At 35.2% G+C, this 22,837-nt stretch carries 23 protein-coding genes; 11 read left to right on the top strand and 12 right to left on the bottom strand.

Going from position 1 to position 22,837, the window contains the following annotated elements; genetic code table 11:
* The 6 genes from LS66_RS06625 to rplU form a co-directional block, all read right to left on the bottom strand.
* Positions 1–228: hemerythrin domain-containing protein (locus tag LS66_RS06625; RefSeq protein ID WP_201273666.1), on the bottom strand; the 228-nt coding region annotated here is incomplete at its 3' end.
* A gap of 85 nt (positions 229–313) precedes the next feature.
* Positions 314–937: a ribonuclease HII gene (locus tag LS66_RS06620; RefSeq protein WP_034365660.1), complete on the bottom strand. Its 624-nt coding sequence runs from the start codon at positions 935–937 to the stop codon at positions 314–316.
* Between the two features lie 167 nt (positions 938–1,104).
* Complete coding sequence (locus LS66_RS06615) at positions 1,105–1,716, bottom strand: outer membrane beta-barrel protein (protein WP_034365662.1); 612 nt, start codon at positions 1,714–1,716, stop codon at positions 1,105–1,107.
* Between the two features lie 163 nt (positions 1,717–1,879).
* Positions 1,880–2,923 (bottom strand): GTPase ObgE, encoded by a 1,044-nt coding sequence (gene obgE / locus LS66_RS06610; RefSeq protein ID WP_034365665.1) that lies wholly within the window; start codon positions 2,921–2,923, stop codon positions 1,880–1,882.
* Positions 2,924–3,051: 128 nt separating this feature from the next.
* On the bottom strand, positions 3,052–3,309 hold the full coding sequence (gene rpmA / locus LS66_RS06605; RefSeq protein ID WP_034365667.1) for a 50S ribosomal protein L27: 258 nt from the start codon (positions 3,307–3,309) through the stop codon (positions 3,052–3,054).
* A gap of 16 nt (positions 3,310–3,325) precedes the next feature.
* On the bottom strand, positions 3,326–3,640 hold the full coding sequence (gene rplU, locus LS66_RS06600) for a 50S ribosomal protein L21 (RefSeq protein ID WP_034365670.1): 315 nt from the start codon (positions 3,638–3,640) through the stop codon (positions 3,326–3,328).
* A 153-nt stretch (positions 3,641–3,793) separates the two neighbouring features.
* Between rplU and LS66_RS06595 the strand changes: the two genes are divergently transcribed.
* Entirely contained in the window at positions 3,794–4,621 is an 828-nt protein-coding gene (locus LS66_RS06595) for a M23 family metallopeptidase (protein WP_034365673.1), read from the top strand.
* Here the strand turns inward: LS66_RS06595 and LS66_RS06590 are convergent.
* The gene (locus tag LS66_RS06590; protein WP_034365676.1) at positions 4,607–5,290 is read right to left on the bottom strand and encodes a Crp/Fnr family transcriptional regulator; all 684 of its coding nucleotides are present in this window, start codon (positions 5,288–5,290) and stop codon (positions 4,607–4,609) included. The genes LS66_RS06595 and LS66_RS06590 overlap by 15 nt on opposite strands.
* Before the next feature lie 123 nt (positions 5,291–5,413).
* Between LS66_RS06590 and mnmG the strand changes: the two genes are divergently transcribed.
* The 3 genes from mnmG to LS66_RS06575 are packed head-to-tail and all read left to right on the top strand — an operon-like array spanning position 5,414 to position 9,144.
* The gene (mnmG, locus tag LS66_RS06585; RefSeq protein ID WP_034365679.1) at positions 5,414–7,318 is read left to right on the top strand and encodes a tRNA uridine-5-carboxymethylaminomethyl(34) synthesis enzyme MnmG; all 1,905 of its coding nucleotides are present in this window, start codon (positions 5,414–5,416) and stop codon (positions 7,316–7,318) included.
* 25 nt (positions 7,319–7,343) lie between these two features.
* Positions 7,344–7,970, top strand: a complete 627-nt coding sequence (locus tag LS66_RS06580; protein WP_034365682.1) for a UPF0323 family lipoprotein — start codon at positions 7,344–7,346, stop codon at positions 7,968–7,970.
* Position 7,971: 1 nt separating this feature from the next.
* Positions 7,972–9,144 carry a glutathionylspermidine synthase family protein gene (locus tag LS66_RS06575; protein ID WP_034365685.1) on the top strand — a complete coding sequence of 391 codons (1,173 nt, stop codon included), beginning with the start codon at positions 7,972–7,974 and terminating at the stop codon, positions 9,142–9,144.
* On the opposite strand, the gene LS66_RS06570 is transcribed toward LS66_RS06575, so the two are convergent.
* The 4 genes from LS66_RS06570 to LS66_RS06555 all read right to left on the bottom strand — a co-directional run bounded on the left by LS66_RS06570 (position 9,141) and on the right by LS66_RS06555 (position 12,394).
* A complete protein-coding gene (locus LS66_RS06570) occupies positions 9,141–10,079 on the bottom strand; it encodes a hypothetical protein (protein WP_052057314.1) in 939 nt (312 codons plus the stop codon). The genes LS66_RS06575 and LS66_RS06570 overlap by 4 nt on opposite strands.
* 87 nt (positions 10,080–10,166) lie before the next feature.
* Entirely contained in the window at positions 10,167–10,712 is a 546-nt protein-coding gene (locus LS66_RS06565) for a BspA family leucine-rich repeat surface protein (protein WP_052057316.1), read from the bottom strand.
* A 21-nt stretch (positions 10,713–10,733) separates the two neighbouring features.
* Positions 10,734–12,176 carry an L-aspartate oxidase gene (locus LS66_RS06560; RefSeq protein ID WP_034365688.1) on the bottom strand — a complete coding sequence of 481 codons (1,443 nt, stop codon included), beginning with the start codon at positions 12,174–12,176 and terminating at the stop codon, positions 10,734–10,736.
* Positions 12,176–12,394 carry a hypothetical protein gene (locus LS66_RS06555; RefSeq protein ID WP_034365732.1) on the bottom strand — a complete coding sequence of 73 codons (219 nt, stop codon included), beginning with the start codon at positions 12,392–12,394 and terminating at the stop codon, positions 12,176–12,178. Before LS66_RS06555 ends, LS66_RS06560 begins: the two co-directional genes overlap by 1 nt.
* Between LS66_RS06555 and LS66_RS06550 the strand changes: the two genes are divergently transcribed.
* The 7 genes from LS66_RS06550 to murI all read left to right on the top strand — a co-directional run bounded on the left by LS66_RS06550 (position 12,386) and on the right by murI (position 20,536).
* Entirely contained in the window at positions 12,386–12,841 is a 456-nt protein-coding gene (locus tag LS66_RS06550) for a hypothetical protein (RefSeq protein WP_138091953.1), read from the top strand. The genes LS66_RS06555 and LS66_RS06550 overlap by 9 nt on opposite strands.
* Positions 12,834–14,699, top strand: a complete 1,866-nt coding sequence (gene uvrC, locus LS66_RS06545) for an excinuclease ABC subunit UvrC (protein ID WP_034365694.1) — start codon at positions 12,834–12,836, stop codon at positions 14,697–14,699. The genes LS66_RS06550 and uvrC overlap by 8 nt, the downstream gene beginning before the upstream one ends.
* A gap of 21 nt (positions 14,700–14,720) precedes the next feature.
* Entirely contained in the window at positions 14,721–16,193 is a 1,473-nt protein-coding gene (locus LS66_RS06540; protein ID WP_034365696.1) for a hypothetical protein, read from the top strand.
* Positions 16,190–17,665 carry a sensor histidine kinase gene (locus tag LS66_RS06535; protein ID WP_034365699.1) on the top strand — a complete coding sequence of 492 codons (1,476 nt, stop codon included), beginning with the start codon at positions 16,190–16,192 and terminating at the stop codon, positions 17,663–17,665. Before LS66_RS06540 ends, LS66_RS06535 begins: the two co-directional genes overlap by 4 nt.
* Entirely contained in the window at positions 17,655–18,329 is a 675-nt protein-coding gene (locus LS66_RS06530) for a response regulator (RefSeq protein ID WP_034365702.1), read from the top strand. The genes LS66_RS06535 and LS66_RS06530 overlap by 11 nt, the downstream gene beginning before the upstream one ends.
* Before the next feature lie 162 nt (positions 18,330–18,491).
* On the top strand, positions 18,492–19,784 hold the full coding sequence (gene rho, locus LS66_RS06525) for a transcription termination factor Rho (protein ID WP_011114866.1): 1,293 nt from the start codon (positions 18,492–18,494) through the stop codon (positions 19,782–19,784).
* Positions 19,785–19,792: 8 nt separating this feature from the next.
* Entirely contained in the window at positions 19,793–20,536 is a 744-nt protein-coding gene (gene murI, locus LS66_RS06520) for a glutamate racemase (protein ID WP_011114867.1), read from the top strand.
* A 9-nt stretch (positions 20,537–20,545) separates the two neighbouring features.
* Here murI and LS66_RS06515 read toward each other — a convergent pair whose 3' ends face one another.
* Positions 20,546–22,828: a PD-(D/E)XK nuclease family protein gene (locus LS66_RS06515; protein ID WP_034365704.1), complete on the bottom strand. Its 2,283-nt coding sequence runs from the start codon at positions 22,826–22,828 to the stop codon at positions 20,546–20,548.
* Positions 22,829–22,837 lie beyond the last annotated feature (9 nt).

The raw sequence follows: 22,837 nt of genomic DNA, 5'->3' as shown, positions 1-22,837 counted from the left end.
ATGTTCTTCTAATTGAGGGAAACCGATTGCCTTCATATATTCCTCTTCATCTTTAAAATGCGTTTTCATATAATCAAAAAACTCAATAAGAATATTTTTTATATCATTTACTGCAACGTGACCATTAGCAGCTTTATACGCTCTATGAGCAAGAGCAAAAAGCTTCTGGTGCTGTTCATCAATAATCTGATGACGAACGCTAAAATCATCACTCCAACGTGGTAACATTATACTTCCTACTAAAATATTATTTTGAATTATAAAATTTGTATTCTATCTCTTTTAAGTTTAATTAATATTAAAACTCCTGTGCTCAAGGCGAAATTTTAAAACTTTTGCGATGATGTGGGCAATATCCATACCTCATAATCTGTTTTTTATGTTCTAAGGTTGCATATCCTTTATTTTTAGCAAGAAGATATTGAGGATAAAGATTATCAAGCATATACATTTGGCTATCTTTGCTTACTTTCGCTACAACAGATGCACACGAGATAATAGGCATCAACTCATCACCTTTAATCAAAGTCTTTAAATGCACATCTTTATGTGCTAAAAACGTAGGAATATTCGCCCCAAAAGTCGTATTGCCATCTATTACGATATCCAATGGCTGATTTTGCACTAATATATTCTGCTCTAACATATATGAGCCAAGATAAGATAGAACTTCCTCTATACCGCTTCTCATAGCCCAGCTTAAACCATATTTATCAATATCCCACGCTTGTATTTGTGCCACATAAAATCCTATTTCCCCCCTCTTTTGAGAATCTAAAAGTGCATTATAAACACGCTCACGCTGTTTTGGTAACATTTTTTTACTATCTTTTGCTCCAAATTGTGCGATTACTTGCTCATTAGCAATGATTCCAGCGATAAATAACCCTCCGCAAATGCAACCTCGCCCTGCTTCATCAATCCCTGCTACCCACATTTTGTCTCCATATTTTATTTTTTATCGTTCCTAAGAATTATATTGTAAAGATATGACTTTAAGTTTAGGCTTAAAAATATGAGAATAAGGTTTTTATGAGATGAGTGGAGCTTTTAAGTTAGCCCTTAAGCGATTTTCACTTAAGGGTTGGAGGTTTTATTTATATCCTAAAAACTATAGATATATCTCACACCAACATTATAAGTATGTGAAGCTGTTATTTTTGGTTCACTTTCATCTAATGTCGTAGCAATAAAAGGCACACGAGCAGCTATTTCTATGCCGTGTGCTTTAGCAATCTCTGTGCGCAAACCAACATTGAGTGCGAGATTTAAACCTGTTTTATCTATTTTACTATCTTTGAAATCTCTGCCACCCCAAGAGTTAGCACCAAGTCCAAGTCCTAAAAATGCACCAAAATCTGTATTGCCACCTGTAATAAAATTATAAAGTGCATCAACATTTACTCCATAATCCATTACATTCCCTTTGATTTTCTCACTTGTGCCTTTTACTTTTCCACTTGCATCTGCATAAGCGAAGTTTATGTAATAACGCAATCCGAACCTAGGAGTAAAGAATTGCTTATAACCAGCAATCACTTCATAGCTTATGCCACTTAAGTTTTGCTTTTCGCTACCAGCTTTTAATTGAGAACCACCATAGCCTACACCAACACCTACAAATCCACCACTCTCTTCAGCTACAAGTGTAGAACTAGCTAAAGCAAGGGCAAGAGTAGAACTTATTATATATTTATATTTTTTGATTGTTTTCATTAAAAACCACCTTATATTAATAAATTTGCGTTAAACGCTATTTAAAGTCTACAGCCCTTTCTTCACCAATTTTGCTTTTAAGTAAAATTTTGGGGTGTAAAAATATATTTATGTAGAAAAATGTAGCAATATGATATGAAAAATATGATGTTCAAGATGAAGTTTATTGTAATATTGATTGAGGATTAATGCGAAGAGAATTTAGAATCTCAAAAACTAATTCCTTTAGTCCGCTCTTTTGAAGACTTGAAATAGGCAAAATAAAACTTTGCGGATTACCTTTTTGAGCCAAAAACTGCTCAAGTTCTTGCGTTTGCTTGTCAAATTTGTCTGCAAACTCTTCTCCCAAATGCCGCATATCACTTTTTGAAAGCACGATTCCAAAAGCTCTTTGCGATAAAATTGGAGAAAATTTTTCTAACTCTAAGGAGAGAATCTCCCATTGCTCCTTTAAACTCTGCTCACGCATAATATCTAGCACAAAAAGTAAGAATCCTGTGCGCTCAATATGTTTTAAAAACGCTATGCCTAAGCCCTTTCCTCCACTTGCTCCCTCAATAATTCCGGGAATATCCGCCATTACAAAAGAAGAAAACTCATCTGCATCAACCACGCCAAGATGAGGAATAAGCGTAGTAAATTCATAGTTTGCAACCTCTGGTTTTGCATTTGAGAGGGTTGAAATAAGTGTAGATTTCCCTACATTTGGGAATCCTACTAGCCCCACATCAGCAATAAGCTTCAATTCTAGGAGGATATGCTTCTCCTCTCCGCTTAAGCCACTTTGAGCATAAGTAGGAGCTTGGTTGGCTGCATTTTTAAAATGTGTATTTCCTAAGCCACCCTTACCACCCTTAAGCAAACACACACGCATAGGACAAGTGTCCATATCCACAATAAGTTCTTTGGTGTCAAAATCAAGAATCTGTGTGCCAAGCGGCACTTTAATCACAACATCATTACCTCTTTTTCCACTGCAACGTCTTGAGCCACCTGGTTGTCCATTTTTTGCTTTATAATGCCGTGCGCCACGAAATTTAGAAAGCGTGTCAGTATTGTTATCTACCTCCACATATACATCACCGCCATCGCCACCATCACCGCCATCAGGACCTCCGTGTATAACAAATTTTTCCCTTCGAAAACTTACAGCGCCAGCTCCACCTTTACCAGAAGCGATAAAAATATCTACGCTATCAACAAACATTTCAAAATCCTTGTATTTAGTTTTCAGTGAGCAGTTTTGAATACTACTATGTTATTATTTATTTGGAAGCTAGATTGAGATTCTACAAATTTTGTAGATTTATAGAATCTTCATTGATATTGAATATCTTAAGAAGCAGGAATTACAGAAACTTTTTTGCGATTTTTATCTTTTTGTTGGAATTTTACAACACCATCAATGAGTGCATAAATTGTATGGTCTTTACCCAAACCCACATTATCGCCTGGATGCACTTTTGTGCCCCTTTGTCGAACAATAATATTTCCTGCACGCACAAATTGCGAACCAAATTTCTTTACACCTAAACGGCGTCCAGCAGAATCACGATTATTTTGAGTGCTACCCTGACCTTTTTTATGTGCCATATTTGCTCCTTAAAGATTATTTTGCCACAATTTTGAGGATTCTCACACGAGTAAAATCGCGTCTAAAACCCCTTTTTGTTTTACTATCTTTTCTTCTACGTTTTTTGAATGTAACGACTTTTTTGCTTCTGCCTTCATTAATGACTTCTGCCTCAATCTTTGCACCCTTTACAAAAGGTGTGCCAACATCGGTTTTGTCTCCATCAACAATAGCTAAAACTTCGTTCAATTCAACCTTTGACTTTGGCTCAAGGCTCATCTTATCAAGAAGAATAATGCTTCCTTCAACAACCTTGTATTGTTTGCCTCCATTCTTAAATATTGCATACATTAGTGTATCCTTGCGAATTGAAGTATTCTTTTTGCATCAAACAAAAAGTTGGATTTTATCCTAAAATTGTTTAATCTAAGCTTTGAATTGCTATAATTTCAAAATCTACTTCGTTTCCTAAATGGAGGGGGAAAACAATCTTAGGAGTCACCTATGTTTTTTATGAGAATCTTTACACCTATATTTATTTTGTTATGCTGCTGTTTTAATGCGCTCTACGCTCTTGAACCAAATACTGCTTATAATGGCACAACCTTTATTTATCATACCGATAAGCCTTTGTCTTTGAGTTATAATAAAAAAATGCTACATTTTATGTCCCACCCCACCCAAAAAGATGTATTTATTGCCTTTATTCCTATTGGATATTATGATAAAAACGTAAAAACTCTTAAAAATGGGAGTAAAACCGCACTTGAAATTACTATTTTACAAAAAACTTACAAAAAAGAACAAATTGTTGTCTCACAAGATAAGATTACTTATCCCGATAATATCGCAAAAAGGATTGAAAAAGAAAGAAACGATATGCTCAAAGTATATCGCACAATTACAAAGGGACGATTATGGAACAAGCCATTTATAAAGCCACTAGATTCAGTTATCACAAGCCCTTATGGCACTGCACGCGTTTTTAATGGCACACTTAAAAGCTATCACGGAGGCACAGATTTTCGCGCAACTATAGGCACAAGCGTGAAAGCTAGTAACGATGGTAAAGTTGCCCTTGTCCAAGAGCGCTATCTTTCTGGAAAAACAATCGTTATTGACCACGGAGAAGGACTCTATAGTGTATATTTTCATTTGAATGATTTTGAAGTGAAACAGGGAGATACTATCAAAAGGGGACAAATAATCGCCAAAAGCGGGGATACCGGACGAGTGAGCGGTGCACACCTCCATTTTGGAATCATAATAAATGGCACAAATGTAGATGCAATGGACTTTATAGAACAAGTCAATACATTATTTGATACGTGAAGTTTTAACCTCTCCATAAAGTTTTATAAAGGCATCTGTATCTTTAATATAAACTTCACTCCGCTCATTTTTAGCAATCAAGCCTTGTTGAAACATTTTTTGTAAAATCCTGCTTAAAGTCTCAAGCTTGATATTTAATTCACGCGCTATAATTTGCCGCTGCACTTGATTGAAACGTTCAATTTGCGTATAAAGCATATAAGCTACACGTGAGGTGCTATCATAAGTTTCTTTAAAAGTAATAAAGTTTTTAAATACAATCATTTTATCCATAAATTCTGACAAAAACGCATTGCTTATTTCAATATTAGATGCAACAAGTTGAGCAAGCTTTGCCAAATCAAGTAATACAATTTCACTTGGCTCTACTCCACGCACATTCGCTGTGGCTTCATAAGGTTCAAAAGAGCCAAAAGCATTAATAAGTCTTGCTCCTTTGCGTTTATTATCTACATAGCATAAAAACATTTCATTATCATTTTTATCCATTTTATAAAGCTCTACACAACCACGTGCAATGAAACTTGCTGATTGTAATAATTCCCCTTCATAATGCAAAATTGCGTTTCTCTCAATATATTGCAATTTTGTAATGTTCTCGAGCTCATTGAGACTTTCTTCACTTAAATTTGAAAAAACTCCGATAGAACGTAATGCCTTCTTTTTCATTTTCTATCCTTAAAAAATATTATAATTTAGTCATTATATCTAAAATCCACTTTATATAAGCGTGAGGGTAGCAAAAATAATCAAATAAGAGTAAAATGCCATAAAATTTTTGAAGGATAATTTATGCAATATGATATTTTGGTTATTGGAGGTGGACACGCAGGAGTTGAAGCAAGCATTGTAAGTGCAAAAATGGGTGCAAAAACACATCTTATCACACTTCTAATTCAAAATATTGCCTTAGCGAGTTGTAATCCAGCCGTAGGGGGACTAGGAAAAGGACATCTTGTTAAGGAAATTGACGCACTTGGTGGCGTTATGGGTGAAATCACAGATAAATGCGGCATACAATTTAGAATCTTAAATGCCTCTAAGGGACCAGCTGTGCGTGGCACAAGAGCACAAATAGATATGGATAGATATAGTATTTTTGCAAAAGAAATAGCTCTTAATACTCCTAATCTAACAATCTCTCAAGAAAGCGTAGAATCTTTAATTTATGAGCAAGATTCTAAAGGACGCTATATTGTAAAAGGCGTAACAACTAACATTGGAAAAACTTATTTTGCAAAAAAAGTTATCCTTACCACAGGCACTTTTTTACGAGGGCTTGTGCATATCGGAGAAACAAAATTACAAAATGGACGTTTTGGTGAAATGAGTCCACAGAATCTTAGCAATTCACTCCAAGATATGGGCTTAACTCTTGGGCGATTAAAAACAGGGACTTGCGCAAGAATTGATGGACGAAGCATTGATTTTTCCGCTCTTGAAATACATAATGGAGATGAGAAACCACCTCATTTTAGCTATAAAACGATAAATTTTTCACCCACACAACTTCCTTGTTTTGTAACTTATACCAATGAAAACACTCATAAAATTATCCGCGATAACTTTCATCGCGCACCACTTTTTACAGGGCAAATTGAGGGTGTAGGACCCCGTTATTGTCCAAGTATTGAAGATAAAGTCAATCGCTTTGCCGATAAAAGTCGTCATCAACTCTTTTTAGAGCCACAAACACAAGAGGCTGTGGAATACTATATTAATGGACTTTCTACTTCACTACCTATTGATGTACAAGAAGCGGTGATTCATAGCATTAAAGGACTAGAAAATGCACATATAACGCGCTATGGTTATGCTATTGAATATGATTATGTTGAACCTACTGAGCTTTATCATACACTTGAGACAAAAAAATGTGCAAATCTCTTCCTCGCAGGACAAATTAATGGCACTACGGGCTATGAAGAAGCTGCTGCACAAGGTATTATGGCAGGGATTAATGCTACACTTTCTTTGCAAAATAAATCTTTTACTCTTGCGCGAAATGAGGCTTATATTGGCGTAATGATTGACGATTTAGTAACAAAAGGCACAAAAGAACCTTATCGTGTTTTTACTTCACGTGCCGAATATCGTCTTTTACTGCGAGAGGATAATGCGTATTTGCGTCTTGGAACTTATGCATATGAATTTGGCTTAATAGATAAGGTGCGTTATACACAAATAATGGCAGATAAAACTCATATTGAGCACACAATAAATTATTTACAAAATCATCATATCACACCCTCATCAAGCAATCTCGCTATGCTTGCCTCATTAGGGCTTCCACCCATTAGCGATAAAGCACTCCTTATTCATATTGTTGGTCGTGAAGAATTAGATTGTGCTCTTCTCCGCACTCTTTTGACTCATTTAGGAATAGCAGATGTAGAATCTATGAGTGATTTAGCTATTGAACAGATTTTTATAGAATCTAAATATTTTGACTATATTCAAAAACAAAAGCAGCAAATAGGACAAATGAGACAAATGCTACAAGTGGAAATTCCACGAGATTTTATCTTTGATAATATCCCCGGACTAAGCCTTGAAGTGATTGAAAAACTTAAAAAATTCACTCCTAAAAGCTTATTTGAGGCAAATGAAATTAGCGGAATCACACCTGCAAGCATTGATGTCCTACATTTATACATTCATTTGCACCATAAAAAAAAGTCTCAAATTTTGGTATAATATTACATTATTATAAGGAGTATCAATGAAACATATTCATAAAATTAAAAATTACGCTATGGTTGGAGGATTAGGAGTTATGGCTGTTTTCGCACTCAATGCGTGCGAGCAAAATTCAGGGCAAAATAATGCTCTTAATAACACCTTACAAAATAGTCAAAAAAATGGCGCATTTGTTATCGTTGAAGAACAAAATGATGGAAGTTATAAGGTGCTTGAAGAGTATCCAAGTGAACAAACACGTGTAATGCTTAAAGATAAAAATGGACAAGAACGACTCCTCTCACAAGAAGAAATTGATGAACTTATCAAACAAGAAGAAGTTGCTATTGATTCAGGACAAAGTCAGCTTACAAATCCAAATGGCGGTGGCTTAGGACTAGGCGGAGCAATACTTGCAAGTGCTGCAGGAGCGATTCTTGGTAGCTATATCGGTAATAAACTCTTTAATAATCCTAATTATCAAGCAAATTCCCAACGCAATTACAAATCGCCTCAAGCTTATGAGCGAAGTAAAAATAGTTTTAATAGTGCTAAAGCAGGTGCAAGTGGTGCAAGCAAAACAAGTAGTGGCAAAAGTGGATTCTTTGGAGGGGGCAATAGCTCTCAATCAACAAGCACAAACAGAAATACAGGCAGTATGGGGAGTTAATATGACAATTACTAATATTTCACTTCCTGATAAAAATGTTTTAGAATCTATGGGGCTTACTTGGCATACAGATATGGACAATACCTCATATCTTAGCGATGAACTTATACATATTAGCGAGGGAGAGGCAGAGTTATTTTATGAAGCAGGAAATGAGCTGTATGATATGTTTATAGAAGCTGGAGAGTATGTGATAAAAAACGACTTATTCTTTGAGCTAGACATTCCACCAAGCCTTATTGGTGCGATAAAACAAAGCTGGGAAGAAGATATACATTGGCATTTATATGGGCGGTTTGATTTGGCTGGCGGGCTTGATGGCACACCGATTAAACTTTTAGAATTTAATGCAGATACACCCACTATGCTCTATGAAAGCGCACTTATGCAATGGGCATTACTTAAGCATAATGGGCTTGATGAAGAGGCACAATTTAATAATATCCATAATGCTTTGAGTGAAAACTTTAAGCGATTAATCACCCTTGAAGATGATACTTCTCGCTTTGAGGAGCTATATGAGGGTTGGAAAATTCTATTTTCTTGCATTTCAGATTCTTATGAGGACATTACAACTACGCGCTTTTTAGAGTATATCGCTAAAGAATCTGGCTTTGCTTGTGGATTTGCACCCATAGATGAAGTTCATTTTTCCCCCACAGAGGGTTTAAGCCATAATGGTATAAATTATGAATTCCTTTTTAAACTCATTCCGTGGGAGAACATCGCTATTGACGAGCCTGAACTTGCACTTTTAATAAGCGAAATGATGCAAAATCATAATACAATTTTTCTTAATCCTGCTTACACATTGCTTTTTCAAAGTAAAAGAATGTTAAAGATTCTATGGGATTTATTTCCTAATCACCCTTTGCTACTTCCTGCTGATTTCTCACCTCTGCAAAATACCAAACAAGTATGCAAAAGGGCATTTGGGCGCGAGGGAGCAAATGTGGAGATTCTCAATACACAAGGGCAAAGTATAGAATCTAAAAGTGGCATTTATGGTAATCACAAGCCTGTGTATCAAGCCTTTTATGAGCTAAATACTCACAATGGTGCATTTTATCAACCAAATGTCTTTTTTGCTTATGAATCTTGTGGCTTAGGATTCCGTAAAGGTGGGCTTATCATTGATAATTACTCAAAATTTGTAAGCCATTGTATTCACTAGTTTAAATCAACTTGACTTTTGTGGATATAGCCTAGCATAGCTTTTTTTGCGTCATTTACATTTGGCGGAAAATAAAGCACTTTTATCCATTGTGTTTTATTTATATCATTACCACCTATAAGGCTTATTAAAAGAATCTTGTCTTCATCTTTGGTAAAGACTTTAGATATTACCTTGCCATTTGGACTTTGGCGGATATTGACATACTCATCTTGTGTATGTAAAGCCAAATGAGTATATCCGCCTTCACTATAATCCCTTCTATTATAAAACTTGAGTTTTGGTTGAGAGATAAATGTAATATTTTTGACGTTCAGTATTTGGTCACCATAATCATTCAAGCCATAGGCTATTTGTGCATTTGTGGTATCGCCATTAAAATTTTTTAGCATATTGCTTCGCTTATTTGCTACTTCAAGCCAAACTTCAATCTCATATTGAGCAAGCCCTTTTTGAATCTCATTTGGCAAAGCAAGTTGAGACAAACTCTTATCAAGGACATTGATGGGTTGTTCTCCTAGATATGTATTGAGCAAAAAAGGTTGAGAACTCTCATATATTACTCCATCGTAGCCAGCCATCCATTTAAAGACAAGTGTGCCTTGTAGTTTGAGTGGCTTTTTTAAACTTAGTATTATAAAGTTTTCACCATCACTGCGCACTGCACAAAAATCATTTATGCCTTCATCTCTAAAATCACATACCTCTGGTATTTCAAAATATGTATTAATAAAATTTACATTGTTTTCACTAAAATATCTTGTTATAAAATAATCTCTATAAAGTTTAAATCCTTGCTCGTATAAAGCAAAATCAGGGACTTTTTGAAATTGATTTATCTTTTGGATAATCCTAAAATCTGACACAAGCAATAAATCTTGCGTTGCGGATTGTTTATTTGTTTTAAGATATTTTGCAAGGATTGATTGTTGCACTTCATTTAAGGATTTTTTTGCCTCTAATTTTGGTAGTAAAAAATCTCTTATAAAAATGCGTATAATTCTCTCATCATTAGAATTTCTTTACCATTGGGGAAGTTTTAGAATCTCTTGCAGACTAAGCTTCTTATCCTTACTCCAATACCCATTAATTTTAGGGATAAGTTTTGAATTTCTAAACATACCCTCAACATTGCAATCCTCACTTACAGCCCAAGCATTGAGATTTTGATGAAAAGAATGCGTGCTTTTAAACATTCCTCTCATATCTTTTACTTTAGCTACATTCCAAGAGCTTATATCTTGATTAAAGTATTCTTGATTAACAAACATCTCAACCATACTTGTAACATTACTTGTATCCCAAGTTTCTATACCTTTAAAAAATTCATTTCCTCTAATAATATCTACATCAAATAATCCACTCATATCCGTGATTTTACTTGTATCAATTTTATCAAGTGGTGTGCCTTGTCTGATAAGAGAGATAAGCTCCTTTTTGTTTTGAGGAATAATTTTTCTTTCACTCTCTTTGGCAGTTTTTAACTCTGTAAGCAAAACTTGCTTTTCCTTAGAGTAAGAGCTAAGTCCTACTAACAAACATATCGCCATAAAAACAAACTTCATCATTCTTTTTCCCTCCTTGAAATATTAATCCACTCTAAAATGAGCTCCTATACTTTGTTTGCGCTTTAAAGCGGATTGAACAATCTTTTTTGCTACAAGCAGTCGTAAGCGTAACATACGCCCGATATGAGATTCTAACATCACTTCAATCCCTCCAAGTGCAGAATCTAATCCACTTTGAGAGCGAATAATCCCCACCTTATCCCACATAATCTCACGCAAAACATTTTTAAGCTTACTATCACCCTCTTTTTCTAGCACCTCATCGCATACAGGAAAATGTCGAATAGGTGTTTGCGTCCGATTTTCTACAATATGTTGGGCTACATTTTTACCAAAGATAAGCCCCTCAAGGAGCGAGTTTGAAGCAAGGCGATTTGCCCCGTGAACTCCATTACACGCGCATTCTCCAATCGCATAGAGATTACTCATACCCTGCACGAGAGAATCTGCATTTGTCAAAATACCGCCCATTGAATAATGAAATGCTGGTGAAATGGGTATTTTATCTGTAGGGATATTAAGTTTGCAAGTGTGCAAATCGCGGAATATGTTAGGAAAACGCACTCTAAACCCATCATAAGTAAATGCACTTAAATCCAAAAAAGCCTCTTGCTGATGTTTAAGACAATAATCCATAATCCCTCGTGCCACAATATCACGCGGAGCAAGCTCCCCTCGCTCATCATAATCAAACAAAAATCTCCTGCCCTCTCTATCAACAATCACTCCACCCTCGCCGCGCACTGCTTCAGAGATGAGATATTTTCGTGCTTGAGGATTATTGATATAAGTCGTGGGGTGAAATTGTAACATTTCCATATCTTGCAAGGCGAGATTATGCTCTAAAATAATGCCGTGTATGTCGCTACTGATTGTATAGGCATTTGTGTGGTATTTAAATAATCCCCCAACACCCCCACTTGCAATAACTATATGATGTGCATAGAGATTATGCAATCCGGATTTTGTCTGCACACATACACCATAGCATTTATCCTCTTCAATGAGCAAATCTACTACTTCAGCATTTTTCCACAATGTCGCACGAAGTTTATCAATAAGATGCGTATGAAGACTACGCCCTGTGGCATCTCCGCCTGAATGGACGATTCTCGCGTGGGAATGCCCTCCCTCTTTAGCATAAAGCAGCGCACCGCTTTCATCTCTATCAAATGCTAAACCACTTGCAATAAGCTCACTAAGAATCTCATTGCTACCTTTTACAAGCCTATTGACACATTCTAAGGTATTAAGCTTTGCGCCTGCAAGAAGCGTATCTTGTATATGCAAAGGGACATCACTTTCATCTTTTGCTATGCTTATACCGCCTTGTGCATAGAATGTATTGCATTCCCAAGGTTGAGCCTTACATAAAATTAATACTTTTAAATCAGGAGGCAAATGTCTCGCACAATACAATCCCGCTACTCCTGCGCCAATGATAATCACATCATATTGTCCCATTACCAGTCCCGTTCTTCACTTGGTAAGGGTGTAGAATCTATACCATAAAAAAGCACTTTTTTGTTATGAGTTTGGGGATTTTCAGATTCTACTTCTTGCTTTGTTGGTTCTTTATAAAATGGGTTTGCTTTGTATCCACAACCTACAAAAAAAATAAATACCAAATATGCTAAAATCATCAAATGAAAACAATAGATAATACGAAAAATATGTGCCATATACGCTCCTATCTTAAGCGAGACTTTCCTCATCTAGCACCTAGACTAGACAAACAAAGTGAGATTGCACGCTTTAAAAATACCTTTCTTACGCCTTTAGAAAGGGAGCAGATTCTATTTATCTTCCCTAAAAATAATCAATTACTTTTTGCCTTTAAACACAAAGCTTTATGCGTAGAGTTTAATCATTATAAGCATAAATATATAATAAAGACTTTAAAACAGCATAAAGAACTTTTTCCAACACTTAGCTCTATTGAAAAAGTATATGCATATGCCCCTAACCATATCCTTGCTCCACCACCCTTACACCCCTCAAGTGTGCAAACTTTTTATGAGCATTCTAACGGAGATTTTGAAAATCTTGCAACAGATACCGCAATTTATGAAAAAATTGAATCCTTGCGTTTAGGTATTAAGCGCCAATGGGACGCACAAAATGAGTAATAAAGAATCTACAAGTTATAATCTCTTTGCGCATTTAGCAGATTTGCCAACACAATCTGGCATTTATCAATTTTTTGATAATGAAGATACTTTACTCTATGTAGGCAAAGCAAAGAATCTAAAAAACCGCATTAAAAGCTACTTGAGTATTGAAAACAAACATATTGTGCCAAAAAATAATCTTAGTCCAAGAATCGCCCTTATGGTATCTCAAATCACGCGTATCCATACACTTTTAACAAATAATGAACAAGATGCACTTATCCTTGAAAATTCTCTTATCAAAAGCCTCAAACCAAAATATAATATCCTTTTGCGCGATGATAAAACTTATCCTTATATTTACATTGATAAATCCCTTCCCTATCCTCGCTTTGAGCTCACTCGCCAAGTGCTCAAATCAAATCAGATTCAATATTTTGGACCTTTTGTAAGCGGAGCAAGGGAATTACTTGATAGCCTCTATGATAATCTACCACTTGTGCAGAAAAAATCCTGTGTCAAAGGCAAAAAAGCGTGTATTTTTCATCAGATTCACAAATGTCCTGCACCTTGTGAGAATAAAGTTTCCATACAGACTTATGCCCAAACTATTGCACAAGGTATTGCACTTATTGAAGACAAAAAAGCCTTATTAAAAATACTAGAATCTAAAATGCATACCCTCTCTCATAATCTGCAATTTGAAGAAGCTGCTATAATGCGTGATAGAATCCAAAAAATTACACAAATGAAAAACCAATCTATTATTGATATGATGAGCGGAGATTATGATGTATTTGTATTACAAGAACAAGATTGTGGTAAAAACTCGCAAGATTCTCACAAAAAATCTCATACTGCGTTGCATACGCATATTTTAATGATGCTTTTTATCCGCAATGGACGAATTATTTCAAGTGATTTTATCCTTTTACACGATGATATACAATCCCACAATCTTCCACAACTCTACACCCAAGCTTTACTTAACCATTATAAAACTCAAATACCACTCTTACCTCAAGAGATTCTCATTCCTCCATTTGACTTTCCTGACTTACTGCATTTGCAACAACTCTTAAGAGAGCAAACGCGCAGTTCTCTCAAAATCGTCCAACCACAAAGAGGTGCAAAAAAAGACTTGCTACAACTTGCACATAAAAATGCTCTTGAAATAGGACGATTACATACACAGCAAAACAATACATTCTCTACACTTGTAAGCATTAAAGAGTTGTGTGCATTAAGCCAAATACCTTATTCTATTGAGGTTTTTGATACCTCTCATCATAGCGGAACACATAATGTGGGTGGTATGATTGTGTATGAAAATGATGATTTTATTCGTTCTAAATATCGGCGATATGAGCTTCACACAAGCGATGAATACAGCCAAATGCACGAAATGCTTTTACGCCGAGCTCAAAGTTTTGATTCTAATCCACCACCTGCCTTATGGCTACTTGATGGAGGCAGGGCACAAATTAATCTAGCTCTTGATATTTTAAAAAGCGTAGGGGCAAATGTTGAAGTCCTAGCAATTGCTAAAATGAAACATAATGCCAAAGCTTATCGTGCAAAAGGTAATGCTTTTGATATTTTGCGAAGCAAAAATGCAGAGTTTAAACTAAAACCAAACGATAAAAGACTACAATTTCTCCAAAAACTCCGTGATGAAGTGCATCGTTATGCTATCACTTATCACCGCTATAAAAAACAAAAAGATATACAAAAGGCACAAATGATGGGAAAAAATTATACTCAAGCACAAATTAAAAAACTTTTAGATTACTTTGGTAGCTTTGAATCTCTTAAAACTGCTTCACAAGAGCAAATTAATAGTGTGCTTTCGCGCAAAAATCGTTCAGATACTTAAAAAGAGTGAAGAGAGTGAAGTATGAATAATACTAATCCCTTAAATGCAGTATATGATGAGGCTCTCTATATTTTACAAGAGAGCTTTGATACTCATACGTGCATTGCAGATGCCAAAACACAAAGTCAAAAACATCTTTTTACGCTAATACAGGAAAATCCAATGCTAGAAAACGAGATTCGTATGGCAATTTTGCATTTTTATAATCAATGTGGTTTGGGGGCTTTTGTGCATTATGATAAAAATCAACTTCAGGTTATAACACACATCAAAAATCACACCCATAATCTTTATGTGCAGCGCATTTGCGATTTTTTAAAAAAACATAAATTCACGCTTTATAAACAAGAACCTTCCAAAGAAGATTTTGAGGAACTTTTTCATTTTGTAGATACAACACTTGATTTAAATACCCAAAGCACCAAACGCGAAATGATAAAAATTGCTTTGCGCAATGTATTTGGCATACAAGCGCGCGATGCTTTATTTTTTAAAGACGGCAATATTAAGCTTTTTAAATTTGACTATGAAATAGTAAAAATCAATAATGAAATCCGCCAAATTAATCGGAACTCTCATATAAATGTCCTAAGTAATGAAGATAGAATGGTGCTTGATAATGCGCTCTCTATGACAAATGTCCAATCTCTTATTATCCAAAATACGCTTCTAATACTGCAAAAAGATATTGACTTAAAACAAATTGACAATCTAGGCTTTAACAAAAGATTTAAGTTTTTTGCTATTCAAAAATTGCGTGTATATGTTGAAAGTTTGCAATTACATCATATAGATTCTTTAGCAAAGAGTATTTATTGTATGGATATAGCCCAACAATATGCGTGGGTTATGTTTGAAATTGTAGCAAAAGAACTCCTAGAGCTATGTGCGAAAGATAATGTGAATGCCATTGCATTTATTGAATTTTATAATGGAGGCTCTATTGAATTAAGGGGCAAGATTTTCAAAAAGCCTCTTATTACTGATAATAATGGTAATCCTTGGACTATACCGCTTATTAAGGAATGCTTAAAGAATAAAAAAGCCATAGAGTTTGATATATCTCAAATGCAAAAACGTTTAGATGATTTTGAAGAGAAAATCCATAGTATCAACAACCAAATACAACAAAATGATACTGAAGAAAAAGATACCCTTACAAAAGAATCTTCCTATCAAGAACTTTTAGAATCTAAAAACAAAGAATTGCGTATGCTTGTAGATAAAAAAGCTTCAAAAGTATATATAGAAGCTATTACAAATGAAATTAACACGCTTATACTTAATAAATCTAATATGCTTACACATATAGAAAATACACAAAAAAATCTCGCTGCTTTAGGCAAAGAACAAATAAAACTTCTTGAAATGCAAGAGAGACTAAGAGAGCAAATCAGCTATGCGCTTAAAAAGAATAGAGAGTATTTTGTTCAATATGATTTACTCTCACGTGCCCTTGCTGATGCCATAGCAAATGCAAAAGAGCTTATATGAAAAATACCATTACCCACCTTATTGATAAAATTTCCTTTCAAGCACAAACAACCATTTTAGTATGGATTATTGTCATCGGATTTACACTTATAGCAAGTGTGGGCTTACTTGCTCTTATGGGGATAAAGAGTGAATTTGACATTAACTCATCACAAAGTCATAATATGTATACACTCACCTTATTAAATAAAGCATATGATATACACAAAAACGACCAGATACTCCCGCAACTCCTTGAAATATGGGAACAATATAAAACTTATAATCTCCCAAAAGACCAAAATTCTACTATTAGTCATTTGCGCGAGTGGTATGCTAAGACTTTTAAAATGCACTATTATCAACAGATTCAAAGATTACTTTCTAAAGAAAATGCTCTTATAGAATCTATTGATAAAGCTTTTATTAATGATGGAGAGGATATTTCCTCGCTACTTGAAGAACAATTTCTCATTTCTTTTGATATTGCTTTTTATGGCAAAAAAATCACGGATTCTCTTTATAAAAATACCTTTATTGTCCTCGCAATCTTTATGCTTATTATCATCGCAACAATCATTATTCTTGCCTTTTCTATCAGACAATCTATCAATACCAATCATCTACTTTTAGAGCAACTCGTGCAATCAAAAACCAAAGAACTCCAATCTCTTAATGTCAATCTGCAAAAATCAATAGAATATGAAGTTGAGCAAAATCGTAAAAAAGACTTGATTATGTATCAACAAGCTAGGCTTGCTTCTATGGGAGAAATGATACAAAATATTGCCCATCAATGGCGCCAACCACTTAATTCTCTTATGATACTTATCCAAAGCTTTAAAAGTAGAGCAATGCAAAAAAAACTTGATAATGAATTTATAAACCAACAAACACAATATGGTATGAAAATTGCCACAGAAATGTCAAATACGATTGAAAATTTTCGTAATTTCTTTCACCCAGAAACAAATAAAGAATTTTTTGAGCTCTCACAAAGCATTTGGAATTCTATTGAGCTGCTTAAAGCTCAATTTCAAGAGAATCTTATTCGTATTGAAGTAGATGTAAGCCCACAAGCACAAGATTTAAATATGCTTGGTTACCAAAATTCCTTTACTCAAGTGATTTTAATTCTCATCAATAACGCCATTGACGCACTCAAGCTCAAAAGTCAAAATGATAAATCGTTTGAGAATCCACTCATAGAAATTTCATTAGATAAGCTAGGATATAATATTATTCTTTGTGTGAAAGATAATGCGGGAGGCATTGATTTGGAAGATAAATCAAAAGTTTTTGAACCATATTTCACCACTAAACATAAATCGGTTGGAACAGGCGTGGGACTTTATATGGCAAAACAAATCATTGAACGCCAACTCAATGGCACAATAAGCGTATCTAATACACAATGGGGTAAGCAGAACCAATATTTTGGAGCAGAATTTACCATTCACATACCAATACAAAAGGATAATTATGAATCTTGATGCACTAAGCAAACTCACTATTTTGTATGCCGAGGATGATACCGACACAGCCAATCTTACAAATATGGTGCTTGGAGATTATGTAGGACGCCTACTTATTGCCAAAAATGGACAAGAAGCGCTCAATCTCTTCAAACTCCATAAGATTGATTTAGTTTTAACAGATATACTTATGCCAAAAATGAATGGTATTGAGCTCATTAACGCTATTCGTAACTCATACACGCACCCAGATGTGCCCGTAGTGATTACTACTGCACATACAGAGACAAAATACCTTCTTGATGCTATTCGCTTACGCGTAGATGGCTACATTTTAAAACCTATTAATGTTGAAGAGCTACTCCACGCACTCAATAAGGCAATCTTACCTTTCTTACAGGCTGATGAGCTTGCCTCAAAAAATCTTCTTATTAACGCCATTTCTACCTTTGTGGGTGGCAAAAAAATTGCCATCATTCAATTTCTCTTAGCAAACTGCGATGAGAACAATATATTTTATGGCTCTTATGAAGATATTATTGCGCATTTACACGTGAGTAAGCCAACGATTGTAAAAACTTTTAAACAACTTATCGATACAGGAATTCTTATTAAAATTAAGAATAAAGTTTATAAAATTCACCCTGATTTAGACCAAAATATTAAAAATAGTATTATCTAAAATACATAGTAACTCTTGACTTCAAAGGAAGTTTTGATTAGAATCTGCATTTCAATCTTTTTGAAGGCTCCTTTGGAGTAGGCTTTAGAATCAAATGTGGCTATTGTAGATTCTAAAGACTTCTTGAACTTCTTAACATCTTCTCTTTGGCTAAGGAATTTTATGGCAGACAATAAACGAACTCATACACCTGTGGAAGGCTATCAGCTTGAAGATTTGCGTATTAAAAGCATTAAACAACTCATCAATATTGCTGAAGAAATCGGAGTAGAAAATCCAAGTGACTATCGCCGACAAGATTTGATTTTTGAGATTCTCAAAACTCAAGTTAATCAGGGTGGATACATTCTTTTTTCGGGTATATTAGATATCACAAATGAAGGCTATGGCTTCTTACGCGCATTAACCGAAAGTCTTGCAGATTCTCAAAATGACACTTATGTATCACAATCTCAAATTCGCCGTTTTGCTTTGCGTAATGGTGATATAGTAACAGGGCAAGTGCGCGCACCAAAAGACCAAGAGCGATATTATGCACTCCTTAAGATTGAAGCAATTAACTATATGTCGCTTGAAGAAAACAAAAATCGCCCTCTTTTTGATAACCTTACCCCTCTATTCCCACAAGAGCAGCTCAAGCTTGAATACGAATCTAGCAAGGTTACAGGACGTATGCTTGACCTCTTTAGCCCTATTGGTAAAGGACAACGTGCCCTTATTGTTGCTCCTCCACGCACAGGAAAAACAGAGTTAATGAAAGAATTGGCTCACGGCATTGCGAAAAATCACCCCGATGTTGAGTTAATGGTGTTGCTTGTAGATGAGCGTCCAGAAGAAGTTACTGATATGGAACGAAGCGTCAAAGGACAAGTTTTTAGCTCTACTTTTGATATGCCAGCAACAAACCACATTCGCGTAGCAGATTTAGTCATTGAGAGCGCTAAACGAAAAGTTGAAATGGGTAAAGATGTAGTAATTCTTCTTGATTCTATCACACGTCTTGCTCGGGCATATAATGCTGCTACTCCCTCAAGCGGTAAAGTGCTAAGTGGTGGTGTTGATGCAAATGCTTTGCATAAACCTAAACGATTTTTTGGTGCAGCGCGTAACATTGAACAAGGTGGCAGCCTTACTATTATCGCGACTGCACTTATTGAAACAGGCTCAAGAATGGACGAGGTCATCTTTGAGGAATTTAAGGGCACAGGTAATAGTGAAATTGTCCTTGCACGTTCTATAGCTGACCGCAGAATCTACCCTGCTTTTGATGTGCTTAAAAGTGGGACACGTAAAGATGATTTGCTTCTTGGCAAAGATAATCTCACAAAAGTATGGATGCTACGCAATGTAATGCACACAATGGACGATATTGAAGCACTCACTTTCATTTACTCAAAAATGAAACAAACAGAGAATAATGAAGAGTTTTTAAATATGATGAATAGTCAAGAATAAGGATATATATGCGAGCAGGGGTATTTGATAGTGGTGTTGGTGGCTTAAGCGTGCTTAAAAGCCTCATTAATGCAAAACTCTTTGAGGACATCATTTATTATGGCGATACCGCTCGTGTGCCTTATGGTGTCAAAGATAAACAAACAATCATCAAATTTTCACTTCAGGCACTTGAGTTCTTTACACCACATAATATCGATATTCTCATTGTGGCTTGCAATACTGTGAGTGCCTATGCGCTACAAGAGATGCAAAAACATAGTAAGATTCCTATTGTAGGAGTGATTGAGCCGGGTGTATTAGCAGTGCAAAATAACCTTAAAGATACAGATTCTGAAATTCTCATTATTGCCACACGTGCAACAATTAACTCTGGTGAATACGAAACAAGACTACGAAATATAGGTTTTTGGAATCTTAAAAGTCTTGCCACAGGGCTTTTTGTGCCTATTGTTGAAGAAGGATTGCTTGAAGGCGCAGTGCTTGAAAGCGTATTTCATCATTATTTTGCCTCAATCACAACTCCCCCTCAAGCTGTAATATTAGGCTGCACACATTTTCCGCTTATTGCTCCAGCCCTTGATTCCTATTTCAATCATCAAAGTATGCTTATCCATTCGGGTGAAGCTATTGTAGAGTATTTAAAAAACCACTTGCACCTTACTTCGCGTTATGCACTTAAATCACTACAATTTTTTGCAAGCGACAACACTGCTGCACTAACAAAAATTGCTAACAAATGGCTTAGCTAATTTTTTACTCTAACTTCTATCACACAAGTCTATAAACTCACAATATCGGCAATTTGAGCGCTGCTCACTCTTAGCAAATACAACATTATCTTTAATGCAAGCAATCTTTTCAAAAAGAATATTGCTTTTTTCATTATTCTCCTCTTTTTTCTCACCTCCTTTAATATCCCAATACCACGCACTGATTGCTAAATGGGCATACTGGGGATAGTGAGCCTTAAACGCCTGCATATATAAAATAAGTGCAAAATCTGTGCTCTTTTGTAGGCTTTGCACTTTAAAAGACTGACGATATTTATAATCTATGACTTCTATACTCTCGCTAACTTTTTGGATTCTATCAGGTCGCCCATAAAAGATAAAATCACCATATGAAACTTCCATATTTTCTCCCTCAAGCTGCAAAATCTCTACCTCACGTCCATTCTCAAGGGCAAAAAAATGTTTCAACTCACATTTAAGCCACTCAATATGCGCACTTTGTAATGCACTATGCGAGACTAAAGAATGCTCTAACCATAATTGCGCACTCTTATAAAGTGCCTTTTCATCTAAGATTACCTTTTTCCCCACATATGGCTTATAGACAGCTTCTAAGCATTGATGAACAATATTTCCCATAAATGCGCTTTCTTGGAAAAGAGAAAGATCATTCATACATTCTTCATAAAGATAATAATACCTTCTTGGACATTCCAAAAATACTTTTAATTTACTAGGTGTAAGGGTGCGAGGCAGACGCCCACTTATTTCATCTTCACAATATTCTAATTTTCTCCCTTGTGGAAGCAAAGTAAAGAAATTATCTCCATTCTTATGCTCCACTGCACTCTTTTGCATCAATTCTTCAAGCATAAAGCTTGGGTGATTATCTTCATTTGATACATATGCTACTGCTATTTCATCGGCAGTGCTAAAAATGCCATAATAATAATGCTTTTGGAGACGTTCTTTATCCTTCATAGTCGGCATCTTAAGCTTTTGACGTAACGCAGAATTTAAAAATAAATCACTCTCTTGTTTGCTAGGTATTACACCTTCGTTAAAATCAACAATCACAGCCTTTTTAAAAGCAAAACCCCTTGATTCCAAAACGCCCATTACACGTATTTTTCCACCCATTATATCATCAATACTATAATGTTTAAGCTCCTCAAGCAATAGCTCAATAATCTCCATATGCGTAGTTTCTTTTAAACCTACATTTTCCCACATAAAGAGAATCTCACTCACATACTCACGCACTCTTTTGCTTTGCCTATCTTCAAAGCCAGCAAGCATAGCTATTATATCTTTACACACTCGAGCATAAGTTTGTGGAATATGAGTTATATTTTTTAATTGAGAGTGAATATAATCTTGAAGATATTTATAAACTTTAGTGCGCGATATATCCTCACCCATTGCAAAATTTAAGTTATGCGCTCTATCAAGCAAAAAAAGATATTTAGCAAAGTTTTCATTTGGCACGATAACCACAATATCCTGTTCTTGCACACCATTTTTTATCCATTCATCAATCTTGGCAAATACTAATGCCACTTGCGATATGCCCAAAGCAAAACCATAAGCATCAATTTTTCCTAAAGGTGGTAGAGGGGTAGATTGTATAATCTTCCCTGTGTCCAATTCTGCGCTGTATCTAAAAAATGGCTTGCATTGTTTTAAAATATGTGAGGGCAAAAAAGGCAAAGAAATATTAAATTCATCAACCCAAAAATGCACTTTTATAGGAATTATTTTTGCCGCATTTAAAAGCATTTCCTGATGAATAGGACTAATAATCCCCTCTACAAAAATTTCAATACATTCAAAATGCCGCACAAATGCTTCATTAAAACGTGGTTGGGCTTGTGCTGGAAGAATATATCCATCATAGCATTTAAGTTCAAAAAGTCGCTCTTTGTATCGATTTTCCAACCATTCTAACACATATAAATGATCTGCATAATCATCATAAATATCACGTGATGGAATATCTTTAATATGTATTTGCGATTGAGCGATTTCATCAAAAAAATCAAACAAAAAGTTAGAAGTTTCCAAAAATCCCAAAAAACTCTTTTCAAAAATAAATTTTGCCCTCTCAAGCTCTTTGGCACACTCTTTTAATACACTCATAACAAGAGGTAGTCGCATACCTCGTGGTAATGCTCTATATCCATCAATAATAATAAGCTGCGTAAAAAAATCTCCCATCATCATACTCGGAGCAAAAATTTCTCCTTCGTTGCTATTTTGCATCAAAGAACGATGAGAGCTATATACATAAAGGGTAGTTTCTCTGCCCATATTTTGCCC

Origin of the sequence: Helicobacter sp. MIT 03-1614, assembly GCF_000762925.2 — a bacterium.
Classification (GTDB): domain Bacteria; phylum Campylobacterota; class Campylobacteria; order Campylobacterales; family Helicobacteraceae; genus Helicobacter_C; species Helicobacter_C hepaticus.
This window is presented reverse-complemented; position numbering and strand designations above follow the sequence as displayed.

What these genes read in the sequence shown, in the direction of transcription:
- LS66_RS06560 (WP_034365688.1), bottom strand. Translation starts at nt 12,176, where the DNA reads ATGGGACAATATGATGTGATTATCATTGGCGCAGGAGTAGCGGGATTG.
- LS66_RS06580 (WP_034365682.1), top strand. Translation starts at nt 7,344, where the DNA reads ATGAAACATATTCATAAAATTAAAAATTACGCTATGGTTGGAGGATTA.
- rplU (WP_034365670.1), bottom strand. Translation starts at nt 3,640, where the DNA reads ATGTATGCAATATTTAAGAATGGAGGCAAACAATACAAGGTTGTTGAA.
- LS66_RS06590 (WP_034365676.1), bottom strand. Translation starts at nt 5,290, where the DNA reads ATGAAAAAGAAGGCATTACGTTCTATCGGAGTTTTTTCAAATTTAAGT.
- LS66_RS06550 (WP_138091953.1), top strand. Translation starts at nt 12,386, where the DNA reads ATGTGCCATATACGCTCCTATCTTAAGCGAGACTTTCCTCATCTAGCA.
- rho (WP_011114866.1), top strand. Translation starts at nt 18,492, where the DNA reads ATGGCAGACAATAAACGAACTCATACACCTGTGGAAGGCTATCAGCTT.
- LS66_RS06540 (WP_034365696.1), top strand. Translation starts at nt 14,721, where the DNA reads ATGAATAATACTAATCCCTTAAATGCAGTATATGATGAGGCTCTCTAT.
- LS66_RS06565 (WP_052057316.1), bottom strand. Translation starts at nt 10,712, where the DNA reads ATGATGAAGTTTGTTTTTATGGCGATATGTTTGTTAGTAGGACTTAGC.
- LS66_RS06535 (WP_034365699.1), top strand. Translation starts at nt 16,190, where the DNA reads ATGAAAAATACCATTACCCACCTTATTGATAAAATTTCCTTTCAAGCA.
- uvrC (WP_034365694.1), top strand. Translation starts at nt 12,834, where the DNA reads ATGAGTAATAAAGAATCTACAAGTTATAATCTCTTTGCGCATTTAGCA.
- LS66_RS06530 (WP_034365702.1), top strand. Translation starts at nt 17,655, where the DNA reads ATGAATCTTGATGCACTAAGCAAACTCACTATTTTGTATGCCGAGGAT.
- LS66_RS06575 (WP_034365685.1), top strand. Translation starts at nt 7,972, where the DNA reads ATGACAATTACTAATATTTCACTTCCTGATAAAAATGTTTTAGAATCT.
- LS66_RS06615 (WP_034365662.1), bottom strand. Translation starts at nt 1,716, where the DNA reads ATGAAAACAATCAAAAAATATAAATATATAATAAGTTCTACTCTTGCC.
- obgE (WP_034365665.1), bottom strand. Translation starts at nt 2,923, where the DNA reads ATGTTTGTTGATAGCGTAGATATTTTTATCGCTTCTGGTAAAGGTGGA.
- mnmG (WP_034365679.1), top strand. Translation starts at nt 5,414, where the DNA reads ATGCAATATGATATTTTGGTTATTGGAGGTGGACACGCAGGAGTTGAA.
- murI (WP_011114867.1), top strand. Translation starts at nt 19,793, where the DNA reads ATGCGAGCAGGGGTATTTGATAGTGGTGTTGGTGGCTTAAGCGTGCTT.
- LS66_RS06555 (WP_034365732.1), bottom strand. Translation starts at nt 12,394, where the DNA reads ATGGCACATATTTTTCGTATTATCTATTGTTTTCATTTGATGATTTTA.
- LS66_RS06620 (WP_034365660.1), bottom strand. Translation starts at nt 937, where the DNA reads ATGTGGGTAGCAGGGATTGATGAAGCAGGGCGAGGTTGCATTTGCGGA.
- LS66_RS06515 (WP_034365704.1), bottom strand. Translation starts at nt 22,828, where the DNA reads ATGGGCAGAGAAACTACCCTTTATGTATATAGCTCTCATCGTTCTTTG.
- rpmA (WP_034365667.1), bottom strand. Translation starts at nt 3,309, where the DNA reads ATGGCACATAAAAAAGGTCAGGGTAGCACTCAAAATAATCGTGATTCT.
- LS66_RS06595 (WP_034365673.1), top strand. Translation starts at nt 3,794, where the DNA reads ATGTTTTTTATGAGAATCTTTACACCTATATTTATTTTGTTATGCTGC.